The sequence below is a fragment of the Flagellimonas hadalis genome, assembly GCF_007785775.2.
GTDB lineage: Bacteria > Bacteroidota > Bacteroidia > Flavobacteriales > Flavobacteriaceae > Flagellimonas > Flagellimonas hadalis.
The window spans coordinates 50579-76776 of sequence record NZ_VNIK02000009.1 but is presented as its reverse complement, the minus strand read 5'-3'; the positions used below and the strand labels follow the sequence as shown (position 1 = coordinate 76776).

The 26198-nt window shown below is 46.0% G+C and carries 28 protein-coding genes; 15 read left to right on the top strand and 13 right to left on the bottom strand.

Annotated elements, in window-relative coordinates; all coding sequences use genetic code 11:
• Positions 1 to 9 precede the first annotated feature (9 nt).
• Positions 10 to 1350 carry an aspartyl protease family protein gene (locus FOT42_RS13295; RefSeq protein WP_151891038.1) on the bottom strand — a complete coding sequence of 447 codons (1341 nt, stop codon included), beginning with the start codon at positions 1348 to 1350 and terminating at the stop codon, positions 10 to 12.
• Between the two features lie 147 nt (positions 1351 to 1497).
• Here FOT42_RS13295 and FOT42_RS13290 point away from each other — a divergent pair, with 147 nt between their 5' ends.
• The 9 genes from FOT42_RS13290 (at position 1498) to FOT42_RS13250 (ending at position 10294) form a co-directional block, all read left to right on the top strand.
• A complete protein-coding gene (locus FOT42_RS13290; RefSeq protein ID WP_151891037.1) occupies positions 1498 to 2691 on the top strand; it encodes a pyridoxal phosphate-dependent aminotransferase in 1194 nt (397 codons plus the stop codon).
• Positions 2688 to 3704 (top strand): UDP-N-acetylmuramate dehydrogenase, encoded by a 1017-nt coding sequence (gene murB / locus FOT42_RS13285; RefSeq protein WP_151891036.1) that lies wholly within the window; start codon positions 2688 to 2690, stop codon positions 3702 to 3704. The genes FOT42_RS13290 and murB overlap by 4 nt, the downstream gene beginning before the upstream one ends.
• A 200-nt stretch (positions 3705 to 3904) precedes the next feature.
• Positions 3905 to 4471 carry an RNA polymerase sigma factor gene (locus FOT42_RS13280; RefSeq protein ID WP_108424203.1) on the top strand — a complete coding sequence of 189 codons (567 nt, stop codon included), beginning with the start codon at positions 3905 to 3907 and terminating at the stop codon, positions 4469 to 4471.
• Positions 4468 to 5226: an anti-sigma factor gene (locus FOT42_RS13275; RefSeq protein ID WP_151891035.1), complete on the top strand. Its 759-nt coding sequence runs from the start codon at positions 4468 to 4470 to the stop codon at positions 5224 to 5226. Before FOT42_RS13280 ends, FOT42_RS13275 begins: the two co-directional genes overlap by 4 nt.
• A gap of 58 nt (positions 5227 to 5284) precedes the next feature.
• On the top strand, positions 5285 to 5494 hold the full coding sequence (locus FOT42_RS13270) for a membrane or secreted protein (protein WP_108424205.1): 210 nt from the start codon (positions 5285 to 5287) through the stop codon (positions 5492 to 5494).
• A 37-nt stretch (positions 5495 to 5531) separates the two neighbouring features.
• Positions 5532 to 6092 (top strand): RNA polymerase sigma factor, encoded by a 561-nt coding sequence (locus FOT42_RS13265; protein ID WP_151891034.1) that lies wholly within the window; start codon positions 5532 to 5534, stop codon positions 6090 to 6092.
• A gap of 62 nt (positions 6093 to 6154) precedes the next feature.
• On the top strand, positions 6155 to 7030 hold the full coding sequence (lipA, locus tag FOT42_RS13260; RefSeq protein ID WP_151891033.1) for a lipoyl synthase: 876 nt from the start codon (positions 6155 to 6157) through the stop codon (positions 7028 to 7030).
• Positions 7031 to 7055: 25 nt separating this feature from the next.
• Positions 7056 to 8066 (top strand): type I glyceraldehyde-3-phosphate dehydrogenase, encoded by a 1011-nt coding sequence (gene gap, locus FOT42_RS13255; RefSeq protein WP_151891032.1) that lies wholly within the window; start codon positions 7056 to 7058, stop codon positions 8064 to 8066.
• 23 nt (positions 8067 to 8089) lie between these two features.
• Complete coding sequence (locus tag FOT42_RS13250) at positions 8090 to 10294, top strand: response regulator (protein ID WP_226789894.1); 2205 nt, start codon at positions 8090 to 8092, stop codon at positions 10292 to 10294.
• Here the strand turns inward: FOT42_RS13250 and lpxK are convergent.
• Complete coding sequence (lpxK, locus tag FOT42_RS13245) at positions 10291 to 11289, bottom strand: tetraacyldisaccharide 4'-kinase (RefSeq protein WP_151891030.1); 999 nt, start codon at positions 11287 to 11289, stop codon at positions 10291 to 10293. The two genes, FOT42_RS13250 and lpxK, sit on opposite strands and share 4 nt — an antisense overlap.
• Positions 11290 to 11337: 48 nt before the next feature.
• On the opposite strand from lpxK, the gene FOT42_RS13240 reads away from it, so the two are divergent.
• Together FOT42_RS13240 and FOT42_RS13235 are read left to right on the top strand one after the other, a co-directional pair.
• Positions 11338 to 12432 (top strand): Nif3-like dinuclear metal center hexameric protein, encoded by a 1095-nt coding sequence (locus FOT42_RS13240; protein ID WP_151891029.1) that lies wholly within the window; start codon positions 11338 to 11340, stop codon positions 12430 to 12432.
• Between the two features lie 6 nt (positions 12433 to 12438).
• A complete protein-coding gene (locus tag FOT42_RS13235; RefSeq protein ID WP_151891028.1) occupies positions 12439 to 13218 on the top strand; it encodes a zinc ribbon domain-containing protein in 780 nt (259 codons plus the stop codon).
• Between the two features lie 139 nt (positions 13219 to 13357).
• On the opposite strand, the gene FOT42_RS13230 is transcribed toward FOT42_RS13235, so the two are convergent.
• From FOT42_RS13230 to FOT42_RS13210, 5 genes are all read right to left on the bottom strand, one after another.
• Positions 13358 to 14704 carry an FAD-dependent oxidoreductase gene (locus FOT42_RS13230; protein ID WP_151891027.1) on the bottom strand — a complete coding sequence of 449 codons (1347 nt, stop codon included), beginning with the start codon at positions 14702 to 14704 and terminating at the stop codon, positions 13358 to 13360.
• Positions 14705 to 14985: 281 nt separating this feature from the next.
• The gene (locus FOT42_RS13225) at positions 14986 to 15534 is read right to left on the bottom strand and encodes a ClpP family protease (protein WP_151891026.1); all 549 of its coding nucleotides are present in this window, start codon (positions 15532 to 15534) and stop codon (positions 14986 to 14988) included.
• Between the two features lie 75 nt (positions 15535 to 15609).
• A complete protein-coding gene (locus FOT42_RS13220) occupies positions 15610 to 16437 on the bottom strand; it encodes a mechanosensitive ion channel family protein (RefSeq protein WP_151891025.1) in 828 nt (275 codons plus the stop codon).
• Between the two features lie 36 nt (positions 16438 to 16473).
• Positions 16474 to 16662: a hypothetical protein gene (locus FOT42_RS13215; RefSeq protein WP_151891024.1), complete on the bottom strand. Its 189-nt coding sequence runs from the start codon at positions 16660 to 16662 to the stop codon at positions 16474 to 16476.
• On the bottom strand, positions 16663 to 17235 hold the full coding sequence (locus tag FOT42_RS13210; protein ID WP_226789893.1) for an RNA polymerase sigma factor: 573 nt from the start codon (positions 17233 to 17235) through the stop codon (positions 16663 to 16665).
• Between the two features lie 143 nt (positions 17236 to 17378).
• Here FOT42_RS13210 and FOT42_RS13205 point away from each other — a divergent pair, with 143 nt between their 5' ends.
• From FOT42_RS13205 to FOT42_RS13195, 3 genes are all read left to right on the top strand, one after another.
• On the top strand, positions 17379 to 18059 hold the full coding sequence (locus tag FOT42_RS13205) for a hypothetical protein (protein WP_151891022.1): 681 nt from the start codon (positions 17379 to 17381) through the stop codon (positions 18057 to 18059).
• A 290-nt stretch (positions 18060 to 18349) separates the two neighbouring features.
• Entirely contained in the window at positions 18350 to 18709 is a 360-nt protein-coding gene (locus FOT42_RS13200; protein WP_151891021.1) for a DUF4180 domain-containing protein, read from the top strand.
• Between the two features lie 9 nt (positions 18710 to 18718).
• Positions 18719 to 18919, top strand: a complete 201-nt coding sequence (locus FOT42_RS13195) for a hypothetical protein (RefSeq protein WP_151891020.1) — start codon at positions 18719 to 18721, stop codon at positions 18917 to 18919.
• A 131-nt stretch (positions 18920 to 19050) separates the two neighbouring features.
• Here the strand turns inward: FOT42_RS13195 and FOT42_RS13190 are convergent, their stop codons facing one another.
• The 3 genes from FOT42_RS13190 to FOT42_RS13180 form a co-directional block, all read right to left on the bottom strand.
• Complete coding sequence (locus tag FOT42_RS13190) at positions 19051 to 20199, bottom strand: MFS transporter (RefSeq protein WP_151891019.1); 1149 nt, start codon at positions 20197 to 20199, stop codon at positions 19051 to 19053.
• A 43-nt stretch (positions 20200 to 20242) separates the two neighbouring features.
• Positions 20243 to 21511 carry a kynureninase gene (gene kynU, locus FOT42_RS13185; RefSeq protein WP_151891018.1) on the bottom strand — a complete coding sequence of 423 codons (1269 nt, stop codon included), beginning with the start codon at positions 21509 to 21511 and terminating at the stop codon, positions 20243 to 20245.
• A gap of 241 nt (positions 21512 to 21752) precedes the next feature.
• The gene (locus FOT42_RS13180) at positions 21753 to 22214 is read right to left on the bottom strand and encodes a GNAT family N-acetyltransferase (protein WP_151891017.1); all 462 of its coding nucleotides are present in this window, start codon (positions 22212 to 22214) and stop codon (positions 21753 to 21755) included.
• Positions 22215 to 22281: 67 nt separating this feature from the next.
• On the opposite strand from FOT42_RS13180, the gene FOT42_RS13175 reads away from it, so the two are divergent.
• Positions 22282 to 22923, top strand: a complete 642-nt coding sequence (locus FOT42_RS13175) for an O-methyltransferase (protein ID WP_151891016.1) — start codon at positions 22282 to 22284, stop codon at positions 22921 to 22923.
• Here the strand turns inward: FOT42_RS13175 and FOT42_RS13170 are convergent.
• The 3 genes from FOT42_RS13170 to FOT42_RS13160 form a co-directional block, all read right to left on the bottom strand.
• Entirely contained in the window at positions 22889 to 23461 is a 573-nt protein-coding gene (locus tag FOT42_RS13170) for a phosphatase PAP2 family protein (RefSeq protein ID WP_151891015.1), read from the bottom strand. The two genes, FOT42_RS13175 and FOT42_RS13170, sit on opposite strands and share 35 nt — an antisense overlap.
• Before the next feature lie 3 nt (positions 23462 to 23464).
• On the bottom strand, positions 23465 to 23743 hold the full coding sequence (locus tag FOT42_RS13165; protein ID WP_108424226.1) for a Sec-independent protein translocase subunit TatA/TatB: 279 nt from the start codon (positions 23741 to 23743) through the stop codon (positions 23465 to 23467).
• 81 nt (positions 23744 to 23824) lie between these two features.
• Positions 23825 to 26140, bottom strand: coding sequence for a M1 family metallopeptidase (locus tag FOT42_RS13160; RefSeq protein ID WP_151891014.1), 2316 nt, complete (start codon positions 26138 to 26140; stop codon positions 23825 to 23827).
• Between the last annotated feature and the right edge of the window lie 58 nt (positions 26141 to 26198).

Sequence of the window (26198 nt, the reverse complement as noted above, 5' to 3'; positions counted from 1 at the left end):
GGGATTTTTTTAGTCATCATCGAAAACTTTTTTGAGCACAAAGGAGAACATAAGGTCCTTGTTGTACCTTTCTATGTGTACCTTGATACGTTTGCCTTCTTTTTCGTTCATCATTTTGAGAATTTCCTGTAGTTTGTACCGATGAACACTTTTACCATTGACGGCGAGTATTACGTCCCCTTCGCGCAGTCCCGCCTCGGCAGCAGGGCTCCCGGCCCTGATACCTGACACCACGATTTCCGGCACCAAACTGAGCCTGGTCTTGTTCTCCAATAAGATCTGGACATTACCAAAGGTAGAGTCATCGTCCTTCACAATACCGCCGGGCCCGGCAATGCTTTCGGCAATGTAGCGCAAACCGTTATGTTGGAGTTCCACTCCGGCCAAGTTATAATGGAAGGGTTCTTTAAAGTTTCCGTTTTTCTTTAGGGTGACCAGTGCGCGGGTATAGTCGAAGATGATGTTGAACCGTTTCAGGATCTCACCTCCCACACTGCCATTACGATCGCCAAGATTTTCCAAAGCGGCAAAGGATTCCCAGTATGGAAAGGCCACTTTGGCCTCTTTCAGTTCAAAACCACCGATTTTGACACCGTCGATTTTGCTCCGTTTTCCAAAAATATCACCACTGAGTCCCCTACCCAGATGATCTTCATAGTTTTTTTCCGGTATGTCCAATCCCTTTTCTGGCTCCTGGAACAGCCATAGGGCATCACTACTTCCCGTATCCACGAGCAATTTGACGGGAATATTGGCGGTATCCTTCATCAGTACCGTTCCTTCCACATAGGCCTTGTTGCGCTGAATGACCAAGGGAAGGGTCTGTGTATTCTTTTTCTTTTTGTGCTTGTACAATTGAGGGTTGTGGAGTTTTATGGTATGTGAACCATAATTCACCTCCATGATGAAATCTTTGAAAAGATCATAGCCCATTATACCATGGACCGGTATGCCCAATGAGGTGGAAAAATTGATTTCCCTGTCCAATACCACATAAAGGTCCTGGGAAAAATTCCGAACATCCCCAAGCCGAAAGATGTTGGATTTTGAACTGAGGGCTTTCATGGGTTCCCCAGTCCCAAGTCCCCTGATGGTGACTTCGGACACATTGTTGATGGGTATGGAATCCGATTCGGAAAGATTGAAAAGGATAGGTTTACTGACCCCCGAATCCAAAATAAAGGTGAGGTCTGCACCATTGATCTCCACAGGGATGATGATGAGGTTGTTGATGAGTTCAAACTTGATTTTCTCGAACTTTTGCCCTTTGGGCAAGAAATATCCCTGCGCCAAAACCAACAAGGGCACCATCGTTAAAAAGACAAAAAAAGTAAGCTTTCTTCCCAACATTCTTAATTCTAGCAGGTTGTACATATTAAATATACAAAATAAGACGGTTCGTTCACCTTAAATTAACATTTTGGTCAACAGATAAATAAACCTGTAATGTGTTGTTTTCAAGTGTGGGTTTTCCCATTTTTGCCTAAAATTTAGCACATGCCGAGTATCTCTGAAAAAGGAAGGCAAATGCCTGCCTCCCCCATCCGAAAATTGGTCCCCTATGCCGAAGCTGCAAAGAAGAGAGGGAGCCACGTCATACACCTTAATATAGGGCAACCCGACATCAAGACGCCAAAAGTGGCCTTGGATGCTGTGAGGAACCATAACATCGAGGTCTTGGCCTATAGCATGACCGAAGGTTCGGAAATCTATCGGGAAAAGATAGCGGCCTATTATGCCAAAAAGGACATCCACGTCACCGCCAAGGACATCATTGTGACCACGGGTGGCTCGGAAGCCCTTTCCTTTGCCATGGGGACCATCATGGATGCTGAGGATGAGATCATCATCCCGGAACCCTTCTATGCCAACTACAATGGTTTTGCCACTGCTGCCGGTGTGAAGGTGGTGCCCATTGCCTCATCCATCGACACCAATTTTGCCCTTCCGCCCATCGCAGAATTCGAAAAACTCATCACCCCACAGACGAAGGCCATATTGATCTGTAATCCAGGGAACCCAACAGGATACCTATATAGTAAGGAAGAGATAGAACAACTGGCCACTTTGGTGAAGAAACACGACCTTTTCCTTATTGCGGACGAAGTATATCGCGAGTTCACCTACGAAGGAAGTCAACATTATTCCATTTTGCAGGTCAATGGCCTTGAGGAACATGCCATTGTGGTGGATTCCGTTTCCAAAAGATACAGCATGTGCGGGGCACGTATCGGATGTATCGTTTCCAAGAATAGGGAAGTGATCCAAACCGCAATGAAATTTGCCCAAGCCAGGTTGTCGCCCCCCACTTTCGCCCAGATAGCCAGTGAAGCCGCATTGGAGACCCCTCAGGAATATTTTGATGAAGTCATCGAAGAGTACGTCTCCCGCAGGAATATACTCATCTCCGAACTGAAACAATTGGAGGGCGTAAAAGTAGCCGTGCCACAAGGTGCTTTTTACTGTGTTGTGGAACTGCCCGTTGCCGATGCCGATGATTTTGCACAATGGTTGTTGGAAAAATTTGAAATGGACGGCAATACGGTCATGGTAGCACCTGCGGCAGGCTTTTATGCCACTCCCGGATTGGGAAAAAACCAGATCAGGATTGCCTATGTGCTGGAAAAAGACCAACTTGTAAAGGCCGTCCAGATTTTGGGCAGGGCCTTAAAGGAGTACAACGCCAAGTGACCATACAGGAAAACATATCACTCAAGAGTCACAATACCTTTGGTATTGACGTAAAGGCCCGCTTTTTTGTGGAGATAACCGGATTGGCCCAACTACAAAAGGTACTGGAACTGACGGCATATCCCAAAAGGTTCATCATCAGTGGAGGGAGTAATATGTTGCTCACCAAGGACATTGATGCCCTTGTGATGCACATCAACCTGAAAGGCATTTCCATCGCCGAAGAAAATGGGGAAAGTGTCGAAATCAAGGCCATGGCCGGTGAAAACTGGCACAATCTGGCCATGTGGAGCTTGGACAGAGGGTATGGTGGACTGGAAAACCTATCCCTTATCCCTGGCAATGTGGGAACTGCACCTATACAAAACATTGGCGCCTATGGTGTGGAACTGAAAGATGTCTTTATAAGTTGTACCGCTATGGATGTGGAAACCGGGGAATTGGTCGCCTTCGACAAGGAAGACTGTCAGTTTGGGTACAGGGATTCCATTTTCAAGAACGAAGCGAAGGACAAGTTCATCATCACTTCGGTAAACCTCAGATTGACCAAAAAAGACCACGTGCTGCACACGGGTTATGGCGCCATCGAGGAAGAACTCAAGAGCAACGGCATTGTTTATCCCACCATTAGGGACATTTCCAACGCAGTGATAGCCATTCGGCAAAGCAAATTGCCGGACCCTAAGGAGTTGGGGAACAGTGGCAGTTTTTTCAAAAACCCAGTGATCTCGAAAAAAAAGTTCGACAAGTTCATCAAACATCATCCCAAGGCCCCTTTCTATGAACTGGAAGACGATCAGTTCAAAATACCGGCCGGATGGCTCATTGAACAGTGTGGATTCAAGGGAAAGCGTTTCGGGGATGCCGGGGTTCATGAAAAACAGGCCTTGGTGCTCGTTAATTATGGAAAAGCCACGGGAAAAGAGATCCTTGAGCTGGCCGAGAACATACAGAAGGAAGTAAAGAATAAATTCGGGATAGACATCCTACCCGAAGTGAACATCATAAAATAACCCCCGCATTGAAACCAATAACGGGGGTTATACCAAACCAAACTAACCAAAATTATATGTATCGTAGAGGGTCTTACCCCTTTTTCTTGCTCAATCGAACGCTGACAAGTAAAGCTTTTTCTACCTTAGCGTTGTAGTATGTACGATATAAATCCTATTTTAGATCACTTGTCCCAAAAAAAATACCCAAAGCACCGCAAATGAGCACATTGATTGAGAAACACATTGTTTCGCTACTGGCAGAAAAGGATGATAGGGCCATTGCCCTACTCTATGAAAACTATGGGGATACGCTTTTTGGGGTGGCCCACAAAGTGGTCAAGGACGACGAACTTGCCCAAGATGTGCTCCAAGAAAGTTTCATCAAAATATGGAAAAAGGCCGACTCCTATGATGCCTCAAAAGCCAAGCTCTTCACTTGGCTGTTTCGCATTACCAGGAACACCGCAATCGACAAATTGCGAAGTGTGAACAATAAAGCGAGCAAGGAAGTCCAAATCGACGTTTCAGACGTATATAATCTTGGAGTGAGTGGCATTAGCCCCGAACATCTGGACGTCCAGGAAAACTTGGACAAGATAGAACCCAAGTACAGAATAGTTTTGGAAGCCCTATTTTTTGAGGGAATGACGCAACAAGAGGCAAGTGAGGAACTGGATATCCCCTTGGGCACCATCAAATCCAGACTGAAAATTGGACTTAGGGAACTTGGAAAGATATACGGCACAACAATGGCCTTGCTCATCGTTTTAAATCTATTGTCATGAAAGAGAAAGTTAAAATATTTTTGGAATCCGACTCACTGGAAAAATACCTATTGGGACACACCACAAAAGAAGAGTCCCAGCAAGTGGAAAGGTACATCGCCATGTATCCCGAAGTGAGGCAAACCTATGATGAGCTCCAGAAAAATCTGGAAACCTTTGCAAAAATGTATGCAAGGAAAACCCCTGAAGGCCTTAAGGAAATTATTCTGAGCAGTGCCCGAAAGGAAAGAATGATCAGCAGAAGGTTCTACAGATATGCCATTGCCGCCAGCGTGGCCCTGATGATCTTTGCGGGGTCATCCCTGTTCTTTTGGAACCAGAACAAAAACCTCCAGGAAGAAAATGCATTGGTCACCAACAAGATCAAATATTTGGAGGATGACATGAAAAATCAACTGGAAGACATGAGGAACCAGTTTATCGTCCTCAACAACCCTGATACCAAGAAATATCAGGTAAACGGAAAAAAAGAGGGCAAAGAACTCAAGGCCATCGCCTATATCAACCCGGTAAAAAAACTTTCATATATCAATGTAAGCAACGTTCCCCAGCTACCTGAGAACAAATGTTTCCAGATGTGGGCCGAAGTGAACGGGGAATTGGTGAACTTGGGTGTGATCAAGCAGTTCAACGAAAAGGACAAGCTCCTTGCACTCCCCTATGCCGACAAGGCCATAGGCTACATTACCATTGAACCGGAAGGCGGAAACTCTTCGCCAACCGTGGAGAACATTGTGGCCAACATCACATATTGATAACCCAAATCCCCCACTTTTAGTCAGGCATTTTGTACCTTTGCACAAAAGTTGGATTATGAAGTTAGTACTATTGACCATTGGTTTGTTGGCCCTCGCATTTGCAGGGATTGCCATCAAGATTTGGGGCAAAAAGGACGGAAAGTTCGCTGGCACATGCGCCAGCCAAAGTCCCTTTCTGAACAAAGATGGCGAGGCATGTGGATTTTGCGGAAAAATGCCCGACGAACAGGAATGTAAAAGAGACTCCGTACCTGGATTGCAATAATCCCATCAATATCGTATTTTAGGCAAAAGCCACATTTTTGGAAAAAACCAACGATTCCATCAAAGACATCATCAAGAAGGCAAAGGAAGGAAACCAAATTGCCTTCAGCACACTCTTGGACACCTTTTGGAACGATGTGTACGGATTTCAGCTGCTCCGCACCAAAAATGAAAACGATGCGGAGGACATCACCATCCGCACCTTTTCCCGCGCTTTCGACAAAATAGACACCTACGATGACGCCTACGAGTTCAAGACCTGGCTGATTGCCATCTCCAAAAATCTTCATGTAGACCTCATCCGAAAGCGAAAAAGAAACTTTTTGGACGAAATGGAATCCCAAGGGGATGCCGTGAAAAAAGTACTGGACGAAACCCCTACGGTGGAGGACCGACTGATCACGGAACAGAACCTTGCCGATTTGCTCTTGGACATCAAAAAATTGAAGCCCCATTACCAAGAGGTCATCAACCTACGCTATTTCAACGAATTGAGCTACGCCGCCATTGCCAAGGAACTCAACGAACCCGTGAACAATGTCAAGGTAAAATTGCTCCGCGCCAAAAAACTCCTGGCCGAGATCATCAAAAAAAAGTGAGCCGTCCCAACAACTACATTTTCCTTCCCAGTTTCGTATCTTTGTAAATCAAATTTCTTTGTATGAGCACAAGTGTTGCGGAAAACGTACATCCACCCAAAGGAAAGCCCAAATGGCTCAGGGTAAAGCTCCCCACGGGGAAAAAGTATACCCAGCTCAGGGGGCTTGTGGACAAGTACAATCTCCACACCATCTGCACCTCCGGGAGTTGCCCCAATATGGGCGAATGCTGGGGAGAAGGCACGGCCACCTTTATGATTTTAGGCAACATCTGTACCCGCTCCTGCGGATTCTGCGGGGTGAAGACCGGAAGACCGGAAAGCGTGGATTGGGCAGAACCCGAAAAAGTGGCACGGTCCATCAAGATCATGAACATCAAGCATGCGGTGCTCACCTCCGTGGACAGGGATGACCTCAAAGATATGGGATCCATCATCTGGGCAGAGACCGTAAAGGCGGTACGGAGAATGAACCCTGAAACTACACTGGAAACATTGATTCCTGACTTTCAGGGCATTGAATCCCATTTGGATCGAATGCTCGACGTGGCACCCGAGGTGATTTCACACAATATGGAAACCGTGAAGCGACTTACCCGTGAAGTACGCATACAGGCCAAGTACGAAAGAAGCCTCGAGGTATTGAACTATTTGAAAAAGAACGGTGCCAACCGTACCAAATCGGGCATTATGCTGGGGCTGGGCGAAGAAGAGCACGAGGTCATCACCACGATGGAAGACCTGAGAAAAGCGGATGTGGACGTGGTCACCATTGGACAATACTTGCAACCCTCCAAAAAACACCTTCCCGTAAAGCAGTTCATCCTGCCCGAACAATTCAAAAAATATGAGGAAATCGGACTGGAAATGGGCTTTAGGCATGTGGAGAGCGGGGCATTGGTCCGTTCATCCTACAAAGCGCACAAACACATCCACTAGTCCCTAACCTTCCCCATCACACATCATGAAAGTTATCAGAATAGGCATCAATGGCTTTGGGCGTATCGGCAGGACCCTTTTTAGGCTTCTGGAAAAGCACCCGAACATCCAAGTGGTTGCCATCAACGACCTAGCGGATGCCACTACCTTGGCCCATTTGCTGAAATATGACAGCATACACGGCACCCTCGATGCAGATGTCCGTTCGGAGGGCAATTCGATTATCGTAAATGATCGAAAAATACAGGTGCTCAACCAAAACCACCCCAAAGAAATAGACTGGAAGAGCCATGAAGTGGACCTTGTGGTGGAAGCGACCGGAAAATTCAAGAAAAGGGAACAATTACAACATCATTTGATCAATGGGGCCAGAAAAGTGATCCTTTCCGTGCCGCCAGAGGACGACTCCATCAAAATGGTAGTGTTAGGGGTGAATGAAGGACAAATCGAGGCGGATGACCAGATCATCTCCAATGCCTCCTGTACCACCAACAACGCAGCCCCCATGATCAAGGTGATCAACGAGCTCTGCGGGGTGGAACAGGCGTATATCACCACGATACACTCCTTCACCTCGGACCAAAACCTGCACGATGCGCCACACCGGGACCTCAGAAGGGCCAGAGCGGCCTCACAATCCATCATCCCAACGACCACGGGGGCAGCAAAGGCACTTACGGGCATTTTCCCCGAACTGTCCAATGTCATCGGTGGCTGTGGCATACGCGTTCCAGTGCCCAACGGCTCCCTCACCGATATCACTTTCAACGTGAAAAGGGAAACATCCATTGCCGAAATAAATGCTACCTTTAAGGAATATGCCGAGAATGAGTTAAAAAACATACTCCATTATACCGAAGACCCCATAGTTTCCATCGACATAAACAATAGTTATCATTCTTGTACGTTTGATTCTTTGATGACCTCCGTGATCGGCAAAATGGTGAAGATTATAGGGTGGTATGACAATGAAACTGGATATTGCTCCAGAATTATCGATTTAATAGCTTTGCTTATAAAGAAAGACTACGTTTGACCTCAGGTTTGCAACACAAATGGATGGGCGTAAAAACGCTCCTTATCTTGTGCATGATAGTGTGCACCCAAGCTTCTTTTGGCCAAAACGATACCAGCTCCACCAGTAAAATCCAGTCCATCTTTGATGACTTTATGGACTACAGACACCAGAACAAGGTGGACAAAGCACTGCAGACCCTTGATGAGGCCGCCAATATTGCGGAAAGCAACGAGGACGCCAAATTGTTGCTCGACATCTACCACCAATATGCCCGACTGTTCCTAGAGGAAGGCGATAGGGAAACTGCCCTTTTTTATTGGGACAGGGCCAACATTCTCCTTCGGGATATTTCCTATTCCTTCGGACAGGCCTTCCACCTCTACTTGGAAGCTGCACTCCGCTTTGACGAGGGGAACAATTTCCAATCCCTGAAATTATTGGAGGAATCCAGAAAGCTCAGCAACAACAGGAACCTTGGCAACAACATCCTTCTTTTGGAGGCATACATTTACACCAACATCACCAATTACGAGAATGCCATCAAAAACCTGAATGCACTGATCGTCAACTCAGATGACAAGGAACGGGCCTACCTCGCCACCAAGGCCAACCTGCAATTGGCCAAGATCAGTGTCATCCTCAATGACCTGGATGAAGGCATCATCCACGCCAAGGCCACCTTGGAACTGGCCGAAAAGTATGGGTTTGCCAAAGAGGTGAAAAACGCCTATGAACAGTTGTCCGGCATCTATGAAAAAACGGGGCGCTATGACGAATCGCTCTTCTACACCAAGAAACTGGAGCGCATCAAGGACTCTATTTTCAATATAGAAAAGGCCAAACTTGACCTTGTGACCGCAGACAAGATCCGTTTTGAGCACCAAATGACCGAACTGAACAAGCTGCAGGCCAAAAATGAAGAACTGAGCGAATCCAAAAATAGATCGGAGATCACCGCCATTTTGACCTCAGCGTTTTTGACCATTATCTCCCTATTGGCCGTGTCCCTTTTTAGGAACAACCAGATCAAATTGAAGACGAACGATCTTCTGTACACCAAGAACAAGGAATTGGAGCTGGCCAGGGATGCTGCGGTTTCCGCCATGGAGGCCAAAACGAATTTCTTGTCCACTGTGACCCACGAGCTCCGAACACCGCTCTATGCCGTGACCGGGCTCACCCATTTGCTCTTGGAGGAAAACCCTTCGGAACACCAAAAAGAACATTTGAAATCGTTGAAATTCTCCGGGGAATACCTATTGAACTTCATCAATGACATCCTTCAGATCAATAAAATAGACGCGGACAAATTGGAACCGTTGAGCATTGAGTTCAAATTGAACAAAGTACTTACGGATGTTGTGGATTCCCTACAACAGAATGCCAACGAGAACAAGACCAAGTTGATCCTTGATTACGACCCCAACATACCCCAACAGCTTCTTGGTGACCCCATTAAGCTTTCACAGATATTCATGAACCTAGTGGGCAACGCCCTTAAGTTCGCCAAAAATGGAAAGGTCGAAGTGATAGCCAAAATGCTCAGAAAGGAAGAGGACCAAGTAAAACTCTATTTTGAGGTAAGGGACAATGGTATTGGAATCTCCGATGAACAACAGAAACACATTTTTGACAGTTTTGAACAGGGATCCATCCAAATCAACCGGGAATATGGGGGTACAGGTCTTGGCCTAACCATAGTGAAGAGTCTTTTGGGGCTATTTGGCAGCACCATCCACCTGGAAAGTGAACTGGGACATGGCAGCTCCTTCTTTTTTGAAATGGACCTAAAATGTGACAGCAAGGCCTTGGACGAACTGTCCTTTGAACTGCATCCGGAAGAATTTGATTTCAGTGGATTACATGTGTTGGTCGTTGAGGACAACAAGATCAACCAGGTCATCACCAAAAAGATGCTCAACAAAAAGGAGATCAGCTGCGATATTGCCAACAATGGGAACGAGGCCATCGATTTGGCCAAGACCAATACTTACGATGCCATTTTGATGGACATCCATATGCCCGGCATAAGTGGCGAGGAAGCTACCCGACAGATCCGAAAGTTCAATCAGGATATTCCCATCATAGCCCTAACGGCCATTTCCTTGGATGACAGTTTGGAAAGTTTTTATCAGGCAGGCTGCAACGATGTGGTGACCAAGCCTTTCAAGCCGGAGGTATTCTATCAAAAAATTGGGGAGAACATCTTCAAGAGCAAAATCCAAGGTCCCATCGGTTCCATCTAGACCACTTTTTTAATCATCTTTTCCAGCGTGGCCACATCCGAAGCATCAAAACGGTGGGTTATCTGCACATAAAATAGATGTTCCAACCGGCCTTCCAACCGCACGAAATCCTTTTCCGTGGTCAACACCACTTCGTGGTCCTTGAACCTCTCGATCTCCTTGTCCGTGAAATGGTGGTGGTCCCCATACTCAAAATGTTCAAATTGGATGCCCAATGAAGCCAAATGATCAACAAGGGGACCCGGAGACGCAATCCCAGTGACCAGGGCGACTTGTTTTCCCTTCAAGTCCAACAGTTCCATTTTTTTTTGCCCGCCATCGGTAACCTCGTTGCGGTATTCCAAAGTGGCAAAGAGTATTTGCTGATCGGCACCGGCCCTTAACCTTCTCGTCATTTGCCCCCGTTCGGCAGTGGATAGATTGGCCGGACACTTGGTCACGATGATGACATCCGCCCTCTGGGCTTCCCTCTTACTGTCCCTCAAATTTCCCGTGGGCAAATACCAATCATCCACAAAGAGGGCACTGTGCATGGTAAGAAGGATAGAAATGGTAGGTTTCACACGTCTGTGCTGAAAAGCATCGTCCAAAATGATTACTTCAGGCTTCACGAACTCTTCCAGTTGGGCAATGCCGTTTCGCCTGTCCGCATCCACAGCGACGGCCACGTCCGGAAACTTCTTTTTCAATTGGTAGGGCTCGTCCCCAAGATCCAAGACCCCGCTATGGGGCGTGGCCAAAAGAAAACCTTTGGACTTTCTTTTGTAGCCCCTGCTCAACACGGCCACCCTGTGGTCATGCAACATCCGGATAAGGTATTCCGTCATTGGGGTCTTGCCTGTGCCCCCAACACTCAGGTTGCCCACACAAATGGTAGGTGTTCCATAGGACCTGGAGGTAAAGATTCCCACATCGTACAGAAAATTTCTTAGATAAACCACCAAGGCATAGACCAAGGAAAACGGAAATGCTATTTTACGGAGCAGTTGCTGCATTGAACGAAAATATAATATTTTATCTTTAGCACATTTAAGAATTTTAAAATGACCGTACAGGACATCACAAAAATACTGGAAGAGCTTGCTCCCTTGGCACATGCCGAGGATTTTGACAATGTGGGGCTATTGGTAGGGAACCCGAACATGGCCGTAAAGGGCGTTTTGGTGACCTTGGACACGCTTGAAAATGTAGTGGATGAAGCCATTGAGAAGAAATATAACATGATCGTGAGCTTCCACCCCATCATCTTCGGGGGTCTCAAAAAACTTACCGGAAGCACCTATGTGGAGCGGGTGGTGATGAAGGCCATTGCCCACAACATTGCCATCTACAGCATGCACACTGCCCTGGACAACAGCATTATGGGCGTGAATGCAAAAATCTGTGAGGTATTGGACATCAAGAATCCCAAAATCCTCATCCCACGAAAAGGAGCCATAAAAAAATTGACCACTTATGCCCCTTTGCAAGATGCCGAAAAGGTGAAAGATGCCCTTTTTGCCGTTGGGGCAGGTGAAATCGGAAAATACAGCAACTGCAGTTATAGCCTGGAAGGTACAGGAAGTTTCAAAGCGGGCAACAAAGCGAACCCGGCAGTGGGAAAAATCGGGGAGATCCATTTTGAGAAGGAAACGCAGATCAATGTGATCTATACCTTTGAAAAGGAGAATAAAATACTGGAAGCCCTTTTTACGGCCCATCCCTATGAAGAAGTGGCCCATGAGGTGGTCACTTTGGAAAACACCAATCAGGACATGGGCATGGGCATGGTCGGGACTTTGGATAAAGAGATGGACGAAAGGGAGTTTTTGTTATGGGTCAAAGAGCGGATGGGGGCGTCTGTGGTGAGACACTCCCGTTTATTGGGCAAAAAGGTCAGGAAGGTGGCCGTTCTTGGGGGCAGTGGTGCCTTTGCGATAGCTGTGGCCAAGCGTTCGGGGGCCGATGTTTTCATCACTTCGGACATTAAATACCACCAGTTTTTTGAGGCGGAGGACCAAATCGTGATCGCCGATATTGGGCACTTTGAAACTGAGCAGTTTACAAAAGATTTATTGGTTGATCATCTTACAAAAAAAATTCCTAATTTTGCAGTCGCTTTATCAGAGAGTATTACGAATCCCATCAAGTATCTATAAAATTATATGGCGAACAAGAAAGAAAGCACCGTGGAGGAAAAATTGAGAGCTCTGTACGATTTGCAGCTTATCGATTCCAGGGTTGATGAAATACGCAACATTAGGGGCGAACTGCCTTTGGAAGTACAGGACCTGGAAGATGAGGTCCATGGCCTTAGGACCAGGTTGGACAAGTTGAAGACAGATCTTGAGACCATCAATTTTGAAATCACTGCCAAGAAAAATCTTATCGATGAGTCCAAGACGCTCATCAAAAAATACAACGAGCAACAAAAGAACGTCAGGAACAGCCGGGAGTTCAATTCGTTGACCAAGGAAGTGGAGTTCCAAGAACTGGAAATCCAATTGGCCGAGAAGAACATCAAGGAGTTCAAGGTGCAGATTGAGCAGAAAAAAGAGGTGATTGCCCAGACCAAGGACAAACTGACCGAGCGTGAGGGACACCTAAAGCATAAAAAAGGGGAGTTGGACGCTATTTTGGCCGAGACCGAAAAAGAGGAAAAAGCCCTTTTGAAAAAATCAGAGGAATTCGAGGACAAGATTGAGGACAGATTGGTGCAAGCCTACAAAAGGATCCGTCACAATGTGAAAAACGGTCTTGCCGTGGTTGCCGTGGAGCGTGGGGCCTCAGGAGGTTCTTTCTTCACCATTCCACCACAGGTACAGGTAGAGATCGCTTCCCGCAAGAAGATCATCACCGATGAGCACAGTGGCAGGATTTTGGTAGACCCGCTTTTGGCCGAGGAAGAACAGGAAAAAATGCAAGAGCTTTTCGCTAAGTTTTAATTGCATTTTCACTAGATAACAAAAAAGCCACCCAAAGGGTGGCTTTTTTGTTGGTTTGCAGATTACTTTGACCCCGCTGGGCATTTGGGGAGGTCTCTTATACCAAAACCGTCAATATGTACAACGATGGGGGACTTTATTACTCCCCTAACAGTTCCAATATTTTATGCTCCACTTCCTGGGAGTCCCATTTTTCTTCAATATGGGGCATTCCCATGACCTCCTTCATGATCTTTTCCTGCTGGTCCCCAATGGCCAATGCCTCTGCATAAGGCCTTTCGGAAAAAGTGACCCGGCTATAGACTGGCACCCACTTCTCTGGATGTTTTGCCGCAAAATGTTTCTCAATCTTTTTTTGCAGTAGAAATTTGGGATCGGCCGTTTTACTGCTCATTTCCACAAAATTCCTGTAACTGAGTTCCGCAATCGCATCTGCGTTGGGCTTACGCTCTTTTTGATAGGTCGAAAAAATAGTGTCCCAATCGTCCCCGTGGGCATCCATCAACTTATCGAGCATATAAATGTCCTCAAAGCCCGCGTTCATGCCCTGCCCATAAAAGGGTACAATGGCATGGGCGGAATCCCCGATCAAGGCCACTTTGTTCCAATAGGTCCACGGATAACATTTCATGGTGACCATGGCACTTGTGGGGTTATTGAAAAAATCTTTGGTCAAATCCTCGATATCCTTTCGCACATTGGGGAAATATTCCTTGAAAAACGCACGGGCATCATCTTCCGTTGCAATGCTCTCAAAGGACACTTCTCCTTCAAAAGGCAAAAAAAGCGTACAGGTGAAACTGCCATCCACATTGGGCATGGCTATGAGCATGAACTGACCCCTGGGCCATATGTGGAAAGAGTTTTTGTCCAATTTGTGGGTACCGTCCTCATTGGCCGGAATGGTAAGTTCCTTATAGCCCACATCTATAAAATCTTGGGAATAATCGAACCTGCTCTGGCGTTGCATCTTGTGCCTGACCCTTGAGAATGCCCCATCACAGCCGAACACGAGATCGTACTGATATTCCTTCCACTCCCCTTTTTCGGATTCGCCCGTATATAATCTTGCTGTGGGTAGATCAATGTCCCATACTTTTTCATTGAAACGGAACTCGGTCCCTTCCTCTTCCGCCAAATCGATCATTCGCTTGTTCAGGATGCCCCGGGAAATGGACCAAATGGCCTCCCCTTCCTTACCATATTTCTGAAAATACACCGGTTTGTCGTTCACGTGCATGGCACGCTTGTCCAAAGGAATGGCTATTTCCTTGATCTTTGCTTCGAGACCTACTTGCTCGAGGGAGCGCCAACCCCTATTGCTCATGGCCAGATTGATGGATCGGCCAGAAAATTTGATGGTCCTGATATCGGGCCTTCTGTCAAAAACCGTAACCGTGTGTCCCTTTTTTCGAAGATAAATTGCCAAGAGCGAGCCCACCAATCCGGAACCGATGATGGCTATATTTTTGGGAGTCTGTGCCATAAATGCCCGTTTGGGCCAATTCTAGTTAAGCTTCAAAAATACGGATTTTTCACTTGTATTCCCTGTAACTTGTTCATTATACAATTCCTGCCCAAGTCTGTAAAAGGAAGATGGAATCTACCATTGGCCCATGTTTAGGAATTTTTAACAGGCCCTTGAAATCCCTTTTCTCCAATCCGGCCGTATATATTACAAATATCCCGCTTCGGCGTCCATATATATGAAAAAAGTCCTTCTCAAAAATTTGCGAAGGACTTTTTCCCTTTTAGGCCCTGTGGTTTTTATTTCAAGATTCCATCAACGATTCCGTACTCCACGGATTCTTCGGCACCCATCCAGTAATCACGATCAAAATCCTTCATTACCTTTTCGAAGGATTGCCCGCAATTGTCCGCCAAAATACGTGCCCCCAACTCCTTGGTCTTGATGATCTCCTTGGCCTGTATCTCGATGTTTGAGGCCTGGCCCCTGGCACCACCACTGGGCTGGTGGATCATCACCCGTGCATGGGGCTGGATGAACCTTCTCCCCTTTTCACCCACGGACAGAAGAATGGAACCCATGGAGGCCGCCAATCCACTACAAACAGTGGAAACCGGGCTTTTGATCTGCTTGATGGTGTCGTAAATGGCAAAGCCAGAGGTCACATAACCTCCTGGACTGTTGATGATCAATTGGATCTCCTTATGGTTCTGAAGATCCAAATAGAGCAAACGATCTATGACATGCTTGGCAGAATCATCATCTACTTGGCCCCACAAAAATATCTTGCGCTCATCGAGCAACTTCTCTTGGATCAATTCCTGTACCTTTCCTTTTTTTGAACTCATTTTTTTATTGTTGTGAACCTCAAAAATAATCAAATTCCAAGGAAATTGCGCCACGACCTTGCCACAATGGAACTATTATGACAGTATCTCCACTTTTTGGGACACCACATCCTTTATCGGGATAACGAACTTGCCCTTGTAGGTGACCAAGGTGAGGCTATTGTTGTCAATGGATTCTATAGTGCCCTCATCTTCCCCGATCACGATCCTGTCGCCGACCGCATATGTTTTTCGAGTATAAAAGGACCTTAGCAAATCGGCAATGATTTCCCTGGATCCCAATCCAACCCCCAGCGCAAAGGACAAAAGGAAGGAACCCATGATCAAGGTGATGTTGTTGGTGATGATGGTCGTGTCCACCCCAGCTTGGTTCAAGGCGGTAACGGACATAAAGATGACAATGACATAGAACAAAAGGTTGCTCACCAGGTTGGATCCGCCAAACTCCAAGGAATCGAACAACCGCTTTACGGTGTTCTTCACAAAGTTGCCGATGTAGAACCCGATCATGAGCAGGGCCAGCGCACTGAAGAAACGGGGCAGGTAATGGAGCAGGTTGCCGATCTCAACCGAAATGATCTGCCAGTTGAGGATATCCGCGGCCACGATCAAAAATACCAAGATCAAAAGCCATTTGACAAAACCTAGGATGATCTTGCTCACATCGATCTTAAAATCCCCTTTGCTTGTCATGCCCATGCCATTTATCTTATCGTTGAGGAGGTTGACCTTGGCCAGTCTCAATATGCGGCCCAACAAAAACATGACAATTTTGATGACCAGCCATCCCAGGAGCATGATCACAGTGGCCCCGATTATTTTTGGAAATACCTGTGCCACTTCCTTGCCCATGGCCGAGAGGGAATCGAATGCAATATTCTTCCAGTTGTTGATTGTTTCCATAATTGATGTTTATTTATATAGTGTTGTTGATAGGTTTCAGTTTTCTCCCAGTGTCCTAAAAAGTTTTCGCAGGGCACTTCCCAAGTTGATGGAAAACAAAGAGGCCATGTCCATGACCAACTTTGCGGCCGCAATGTCGTTCATGATTTTCTTTTTCATGCCGGGCGGGGCCTCCCTAAGTGAGGCCTCCAGCTCTTTGAACGGGTTTTTGTGTTGCTCTGCCATCTATTCCTGGGTATTGTAGATTTCCAATAATCTTTCCTTTGCTCTCTTCAACCGCATCTTCACGGCACTCTCCCCTAAGTCCATCAAGTTGACCAGGTCCTTTATACTGGCACCGTCTTGATATTTCAACAACAACAGGGACTTGTCCTCCACAGAGATCATTTCGAGGGCTTTTTTGAGCCGGTCCGCCTTCATTTCGTAGAGGCTCTCATCGGGCACGTCTTCGGTGAGCTTATATTCGGTCTCTTCGACCTGTACGGACTGGTCCTGTATTTTTCGCTGTTTGTTCCGGTTGATATAGTTGACACAAAAGTTATAGGTAAAAGAATATAGCCAGGTGGAGAACTTGGATTTCCCCTTGAACGTCCGCAACTTAATGAAAAGTTGGAGAAAAACGTCCTGTGTCAGGTCCTGGGCCTCGTCATCGGATTTTGCAAATCCATAGCATTTGTTGTACACCATCTTGGCATAGCGGTCATACAACTTCTCGAACAACAAAGGGTCGTTGCTCGCAACAATCTGTTCCACTAATTCCTCATCCGACAGATGGGCATAAAGGTCTTCTGCTTCCAAAAACGTTTTGTCGGGGTTACTTATCAGTATTAGAAACAGTTTTTTGAGAAAAGTCACTCCAGGGTCGATTTAATTTATAGTGGTCTTTCGAAAATGGGCGCGAAAATAGTGGAATTTCAGGTATATTTGGTTAAAAACCAGATATGAAGACTGTTTACCTCGTTGGAATGTGCTCCCTGATCCTTTTGATGGGCTGCAAAACCGAAACCAAAAAAACGGAAGAGGCCACTGAGCCTGAAAAAACCGTCCCCGAACTGGTGGCGGATGCGCATGGTTTCCAAAACTGGAAATCGGTGAAGGAGATTACCTTTACCTTCAACGTGGATAGGGATTCCATGCACTTTGAGCGCAGCTGGGCATGGAGGCCCAAACTGAACGAAGTGACCGCCATTTCCGGCCAGGACACCTTGATCTATAACAAAGGGGACATGGATTCCATCGCCTACAAGACCAATGCAGGTTTTATCAATGACCGATACTGGCTGTTGGCGCCCTTCAACCTGATGTGGGACTCCAAGAGCTATACGTTTGAGCACTCAGCGGACGCAAAGGCACCCATCAGTGGGGAGCAGATGCAAAAACTGACCATCGTGTACAAGAACGAGGGTGGCTATACCCCGGGGGATGCCTATGATCTTTATTTCAAAGACGACCATATCATCCGGGAATGGGTCTATCGCAAGTCCAACCAAGAAGAGCCTTCGCTGACCGCCAGTTGGGAGGATTATACCGATGTGGGCGGGCTGAAACTGGCACAGGAATACAACAGACCCGAAGGGGGCACCAAACTGTATTTTACGGGGTTGACGGTAAAAAAGGAGTAAGAACACAAGTATGAGCCATTACATCTTTTATATTCCATTTTGGATATATCGGTGTTCTTTGCATCCATATAAGCAAGTTGTTATCCAATCCGTTGTCTAAATTCAGAAAAGAAAAGTTTAGAAGAATAGGAACAAATATGGGTTTTTGATACTCATGATAGTCCTATTCGATTCTTGTGATCTAAAAAACGGATGTGGATTACAAATGAAAGAACTGATGGAAACATTGATAGCGGACTCTGAACAGCATCAAAAAATTGGACCAAAATTAATCAATTCAAAAGGTTGAAATGAAAATTGAAACCCACACCATAAATAGTATAAAAATAGGCGAACTCATCTCGGACCAAATCATTTTAAAAACACCGGAAGACGGACTGGAAATTTTTGGAAACCTATATTACCAAGGGTTTGATAAAATCATCCTGTACGAGAAAAATATAATTCCTGACTTTTTTGATTTAAAAACAAAGATTGCAGGTGAAATACTTCAAAAGTTCGCACAATACGGAATGCCTTTAGCCATTGTTGGGGATTTTTCAAAATTTGAAAGTAAGAGTTTAAATGACTTTATTTTTGAGAGCAACAAAGGAAAACATATCAACTTTGCCATATCAAAATCAGAAGCTATAAAAGCTCTGTCAAAATAACCAACATTAATGGAAACATATGATGCGTATAGTAGAGAAGAACTGGATGAAGCTAAAGTTGCAATTATTTCCATCATACACAAATGCGAAAAAGCATTACCTAAATTAAAGGAAAAATCTTCTCAACAAACTTTGCTTAAACGCAGGATTAAAGCAATGTATATCGCATTAAGCTTGATTGAAAAGGAAACTATTGGATTTGACATCTAATAGGACTGAATGTAAAATGGCCAGAATGGCCAAAATTGAGTTGTTATGTAAGCGAGCAGAGAAGTGTTTTAAAAACCATCATAAGCAACATGCAAGGTCATTTTTCACCAAATTTCAAAACAACCAATTTTTCATTTCCGCTTCTTACCCAGAAAAAAAGTAACTCCCATAACCAATACAGCCATACCCAACAACAGCATAAAGCTATACCTCAACGAAGCACTTTCTGCAATGAACCCCAGAATGACAGGGCCCAACAAAAAACCGATATAACCCGAGCCTGCAATAAAGGCAACTCCTTGGGAAGAGTCCACTCCCTTTACATTCCCGCCTATCCGGAACAATTCGGGCACAATGACCGAAAACCCAAGGCCATTAAAGGCAAATCCAATAATGGACAATGTGGTATGCTGCGTGAGTACCAACAAATAGCCCAAAGCAGCGATAAAGGCGCCCAACCCCACAATTTTAATGGGTCCAATTTTAGCACTGATCCCATCACCAAGAAATCTGCCCAAGGTCATGGTCGTGGAAAACGCCAAGAACCCTGCGCCAATCAGCAATTCGGGTGCCATGGTCATTTCTTTGAGGTAAAGCCCGCTCCAGTCGATGATGGCACCTTCGCTTCCAAAAGAAACAAAACCAATGATGCCCAACAGCAGCAAAGGCTTAAAAAGTTTGAGACTAAACGGTTCTTTTTCCACGGGAGCGGCAACAATATGGATATAATGTTTTCTAAAATACAGATTGAGGATAAACACCAACACTACCGTAATGCCCATGTGCAGCACCGGGCTGCCAATAACAGGGATCAGGAAACTGCCCAGCCCCACCAAAATACCACCCAGACTAAAAAAACCATGGGCCGCCGACATGAAATTTTGCTTGTCCTCTTTTTCAATCTCGGTCACCAAGGTGTTTATGGCAATATCAATAAAACCATTGCCCGCCCCAAATAGGTACAGTGCCGCCATCAACAGATTATAATTAGGGGCCATAAGCGGCAGCATGGCCGTAGCGGTGACGCCTACAACACCAAACCAAGAAGCCCTGCCCACTCCAATTTTGTTGATGAACTTCGATGCCACCGGAATAATGGTGAACACGCCGAGGGACAGACAGAACAAGGCAATCCCCAAATCCGCCTTATCTATGCCCAACTTTTCTTTTACGGTGGGGATATATATGGCCCAGGTACCAAACCAGATATTGATACTGGTAAAAACCCATGCCGCTCCAAAATATCTTGGATTGGACAGAATCAATTTGAGGGACTTCATAAAGGTGGACGGTTGGTTGGGTTCATATAAAGGTAGTAAACGCTTATTTGTTTTGTGTGCCTTGTTTCAAGATCTGCCCAAAACGGTACATATCTTCGTAGGAACAATAGAACGGAGCCGGAGCCAAGCGGATTACATTGGGTTCCCTCCAATCGGTGATCACCCCATTTTCCATCAGGTAATCAAAAAGGGCCCTGCCCTCACCGTGCAAAAATACGGACAGCTGGCAGCCCCTTTCCGTTGGGGTGATGATCTCAAAAGTACTGTCCACCTGCTTGTCTATCTCATGGAGAATAAATTCCAGATAGGCCACGATGGTCTTTTGCTTTTCGATCAAAGCATCCATACCCACCTCATCGAACAGTTCCAAAGAGGCCAAATAGGGGGCCAATGACAGTATGGGCGGGTTGCTCAACTGCCAGGCATCGGCCGAAGCAATGGGATCAAACTCGGGCTTCATCAAAAAACGGGTCTCCTTTTTGTTGCCCCACCATCCCTCAAAACGGGGGATATCCTTCTTGCCCAGATGTTTCTCATGGACAAAGATCCCGGAAGCATTCCCCGGACCACTGTTCATGTATTTGTAACTACACCACGAAGCAAAATCAGCGTTCCAATCGTGCAGGTTGAGTTTTACATTTCCTACGGCATGCGCCAAGTCCCAACCCACAAAGGCCCCAACGGCTTTTCCGGCTGCGGTGATGGTCTGCATGTCCAGCACTTGACCGTTATAGTAATTCACTCCGCCCATCAGCACCAGGGCCAGCTCTTCTCCTACCTCATCGATTTTTTGGATGATGTCCTCCGTGCGCCAAGCATGCTCTCCATCTCTTTTTTTCACTTCAACAATGGCTTCTTTTGGGTCCAGGCCATGAAAACGGACTTGACTTTGCAACATATATTGGTCAGATGGAAAGGCCTTTTCCTCACAGATGATCTTGAACCGTTTTGCAGTTGGCCTGTAGAAGGATACCATCAATAGGTGTAGGTTCACGGTGAGTGTGTTCATCACCGAAATTTCTTTGGGCTGTGCACCCACCACTTTGGCCAATCCTTCAGCAAGTCTTTCATGATAGTCCCACCACGGTTTTTCAGCATAAAAATGCCCCTCTACGGCCAGTTCCCTCCAATCCTTCATCACCTCGTCCACATATTTTTGTGTTCTTTTGGGTTGAAGTCCCAAGGAATTTCCAGTGAAATAGATGACATCGCTGCCATTTACCTGCGGATAGTGGAACTCTTGCTTGTATTTGGAAAGCTGGTCCGCTGCATCAAGCTGTTGTGCAAATTCCAGTGTGTTTTGGAATGTCATGTGCTTTTGGTTTGTTTCAAAAATACGATTTGAGAAAGTAATCCATGCAAAAGAAATTGTATATCCGTAATTGTACCAATGGTCAATTCAAATGTCACATCGATCCCTTCGGCTTCGCTCAGGGTAAACTAAAGTCGAGATGTCTTTGTCTACCTTTCGACTGCGCTCAAGAGGACAAAGACAGAACATTGGCACAAACCATCAAGGCAACTGGTACAATTGTGTGTAATCGATAAAAAAATCACTCCAACCGCATTTCTATGATATGTTTTTTAAACCCAACTTTTTCATAGGCCCTGATAGCAGGTAGGTTATCGCTGTAAACCGTTAACCGTATTTCCTTGAACCCTTTTTGGATCGACCATTGTTTCAGTTCATCCACAATTTTGGCGTTGATGCCCAACCCACGGTATTCCGGGTCGGTGTACATGAACCCCAAATAGGCATACCACTCGTGGTCCAAGTAGTGCCTTGCTTTCTTGGGGATGGCATAGCCAGAGGCCACAAGTTTTCCATCAATCTCGGCCACAACCACATGGGCCTCGGGATCCTGCACCATTTGGGCCAGGTCGTAATAGCTCACGTGACCTTCCTTGATGGTGATATCAAAAGGACGCTCCACCTTGACGATCTCTTGTTCAAATTGCAGCAATGTGGGTAGGTCTTCCTTTGTGGCCTGTCTTATTCCAATCTTTTTTGACATGGTCTTTTCAAATAGATGAACAAATGTCGAATGTACTTCTTTTCCCTATTTTTGCGAAAACTTGATCATGCATTTCCTCTCCCCTTTGTTGGAAAGTTATATCGCCGACCATTCGGAACCTGAACCTGAACTGTTACAGGAACTGACCCGTGAAACCCATCTGAAAGTGGTTCAACCCCGCATGATCACGGGACATTTTCAAGGAAGGGTACTCAGTATGCTGTCCAAGATCATTGCTCCAACATATATTCTGGAAATTGGTACCTACACGGGGTATTCGGCACTTTGTTTGGCCGAAGGACTGCAAAAAGAGGGACAGTTGCATACCATTGAAGTGAACGAGGAGCTCCATCAAATGCAGCGAAACTATTTTGACAGGAGTGGATTTGGGGAACAGATCGTGCAACACACAGGGGATGCCTTGAAAATCATACCCCATTTGGAGCTGGGCTTTGATCTTGTTTTTATTGATGCAAACAAGGTGAACTACGATGATTATTTTGAGGCCGTAATAAAAAAAACAAAGCAGGGCAGTGTCATTCTTTCCGACAATGTACTGTGGTCGGGCAAAGTGGTGGAACCCCTTGACAAATCCGACAAGGCCACTGCGGCACTATTGGCCTATAACCAAAAACTCAAAGAGGACCCAAGGGTGGAAACGGTGCTGTTGCCCATCAGGGACGGACTGACACTGACCCGGGTGCTATAAATCGTCCGTAAAGCAGATAGAACAAGATACCGGAAAAGATGCCCACCATCATGCCCACAATGATATCAATGGGAAAGTGGACGCCGACATAGATGCGGCTCATGGCGAAAAGTATGGGCCAAATGAAGAAAAGGAAAGCCCATTTCAATTTTGTCCGCAAAAAAAGATACATCAACATGGTAATGGAAAAGGAACTGGAGGCATGACCCGAGAAAAAACTATAATCGGTGGGGCTTTTCAGGATGCGGATCAAGGTGTTGATCTCCTCTGTGTTGTTCGGTCGTAACCGTGCCACTGAAATTTTGGTCAAATGGGTGATGACCGTCACAAAAACTACCAAACCCAACATCGTCAAGAATTTATAGTGGGCTTCCTTTTTGGGAAATTTCACATACAATAGCACCAAAAAAAGAACAAAAAGTGGTGTCCATGTGGCAATATTGGTCACAAAGGACCAAAAACCATCATATCTTTCAATGCCCAAACTGTTGAGATAGACAAAAGTATCCCGATCCCATTGGAGCAATTTTTCAAGCATGGATTATTTGGAGCTTCTTTTGATGGAGCCTGTCACTTCGTCCACATTCTTCTTCACCTCGTTCAACTCATTACGGATATCTTTGGTGAAATCCGTATCGATGCCCTGTTTCTCGGCACTTTTCTGGATCTCTCGTTTGATATCGTCCGTGGCATCCCGCAACTGGCGCATTCCCTTGCCAAGTCCCTTGGCTATTCCGGGAATTTTGTCGGCACCAAAGACCATCACCACTATAAATAGGATGAAGAATATCTCCGCGCCGCTAATGAATAGAAAATACATACAACAAATATAATGAGAACTTGGTAGGAAAATAAAAAAAGCCCCGTGAAATCACAGGGCCTCTTTTAGTTAAATTTTTCGCTATTTCTCGCCTTTGATATTTTCCTTGAACTTATCAAAGTCTGATTTTTCGTCTTTCTTGGGCCAAGAGTTGTTGGTCGTGTCAATATCAGCGGTTTCCATTTTGGGATCCACAGCTATACCTACCAATTCCTTTTGTGAAGCAATGACCCTTTTGACCTCGGCATCGTTCTTTCTCCAGATTTCTGGGGGATAGGTCACATTTTCCTTACTACCATCGGCATAGGTATACTCGACGATCAATGGCATGGGAACGCCTCCCGGTTTATCAAAAGTGATCTCATAGAAATATTTGGGCTCCTTCACCTGGGACCTTTCAGCCTCTGTCATGTTGTCCATCATAAATTCCTTCAAGTTCTTTGATGTCTCCGTTGGCGATTTTCCTTTAAGCTCCGGCATAAAGTCCTCACTTTCCTCTTCCGCCAAATATACCAATGGGGGAAGGTCGGCCTCGGTAAGGTTCCTATCGGCCATGTACTTCTCCATTTCCTTGGTGGGTTTGCTGGCCACGTAGTACTTTTTAACTCCTTTGACCCCTATATCCACATAATCGGTGGTATAGAACCAAGCTCTCCAGAACCAATCCAAATCCACTGCGGATGCATCTTCCATGGTGCGGAAGAAATCCTCGGGCGTAGGGTGCTTGAACATCCAACGCTGCGCATAGGTCTTGAAAGCATGGTCGAAGAGTTCCTTGCCCATGATGGTCTCCCTCAAGATGTTCAACCCCGTGGCAGGCTTGGCATAGGCATTGGGTCCCAATTGGTAGACGTTTTCTGGGTTGGACATGATGGGCGAGATAAAACTCTGGTCACCGCTCATGTAAGGTACAATGGCAGCTGGCTCACCCCTTTGTGAAGGATATTTTCCGTTGGGGGCGATAATGTTGGGATAGGTTTTTCCAAAATCCTGTTCTGCCAAGTATTGCATAAAGGTATCCAAACCTTCGTCCATCCATCCCCACTGTCGCTCATCGGAGTTGACGATCATCGGGAAGAAGTTGTGTCCCACCTCGTGGATGATCACACTGATCATACCGTATTTCACCCTATCGGAATAGGTACCGTCCTCATTGGGGCGTCCATAGTTCCAACAGATCATGGGATATTCCATTCCTTGGTTCTTGGCGTGTACGGAGATGGCCTTGTGGTAAGGGTAGTCAAACGTGTGCGCTGAATAGGTCTGTAAGGTCTGGACCACGGCCTTGGTGGACATGTCCTCCCACAATGGGTTTCCTTCCTTGGGATACATGGAAACGGCCATAACATCCTTTCCGCCTATTTTGACGGCCTGCATGTCCCAGATGAACTTTCGTGAAGTGGCAAAAGCGTAATCCCTGACATTGGTCGCCTTGAACTTCCATGTCTTTTTATCTGTGGCGAAGCCTTTTTCCAAAGCCTCCACTTCTTCTTGGGTCACAATGATCACCGGCTTGTCATACGACTTGGTGGCTTCTTTGTAACGCTTCATCATTTCTTTGGAGAATACATCCTCCCTGTTCTGCAATACCCCGGTCGCATCCAAAATATGGTCTGCGGGCACGGTGATGCTCACATCATAGTTTCCAAAAGGCAGGGCAAACTCGCCACTTCCCCAAAACTGATGGTTCTGCCATCCTTCCACATCGCTATAGACCGCCATCCTTGGAAAGAACTGTGCGATCACATAGGCACGGTTACCGTCCTTGGGGAAATACTCATATCCGGAACGGGCCCTGTTTACGGTATGATCGGGAATATTGTACCACCATTTGATGGAAAAGGAAATCTTCTCCCCGCTTTTTAGGGCTTGGGGAATGTTTACCCGCATCATGGTCTGGTTGATGGTGTAGGACAATGGCTTGCCGCTGGCATCCTTCACCCACTCAATGTTGAAACCTCCGTCAAAAGGCTCACTGATGTAGGTTTCGGCAAAATTGCCGGCAGTATAGGCGATGTTCACGCCATTACCGTCCCTCAGTGGGGATTTGGAATCCTTGGCACGGACGTTCTGGTCCAATTGTACCCAAAGGAATTCTAGATTGTCCGGTGAATTGTTGTGGTAGGTGATGGTTTCCTCACCATAAAGTTTGGCATTCTTGTCGTCCAGCTCCACGTTCATCACATAATCTGCCTGCTGCTGATAGTAGTCTGGTCCAGGGGCACCGGAAGCCGACCGATACGTGTTCGGAGTAGCGAACTCCTCGTACATTTGTTTGAACCTGCTTTGGTTGTAGTGTCCTGGCTCCCGCTCTTTTTTGGCCTCTCCTTCCTGTGCCATGGCCACGGCACCAAAAAGAAAGAGCAGGGCAGCTACGTAGTGTTTGATTCTGTTCATTTTCAATTTGATTTTATGAGGGTGTAAAGTAACGCATTTTAACCAATTGTTAACAAAG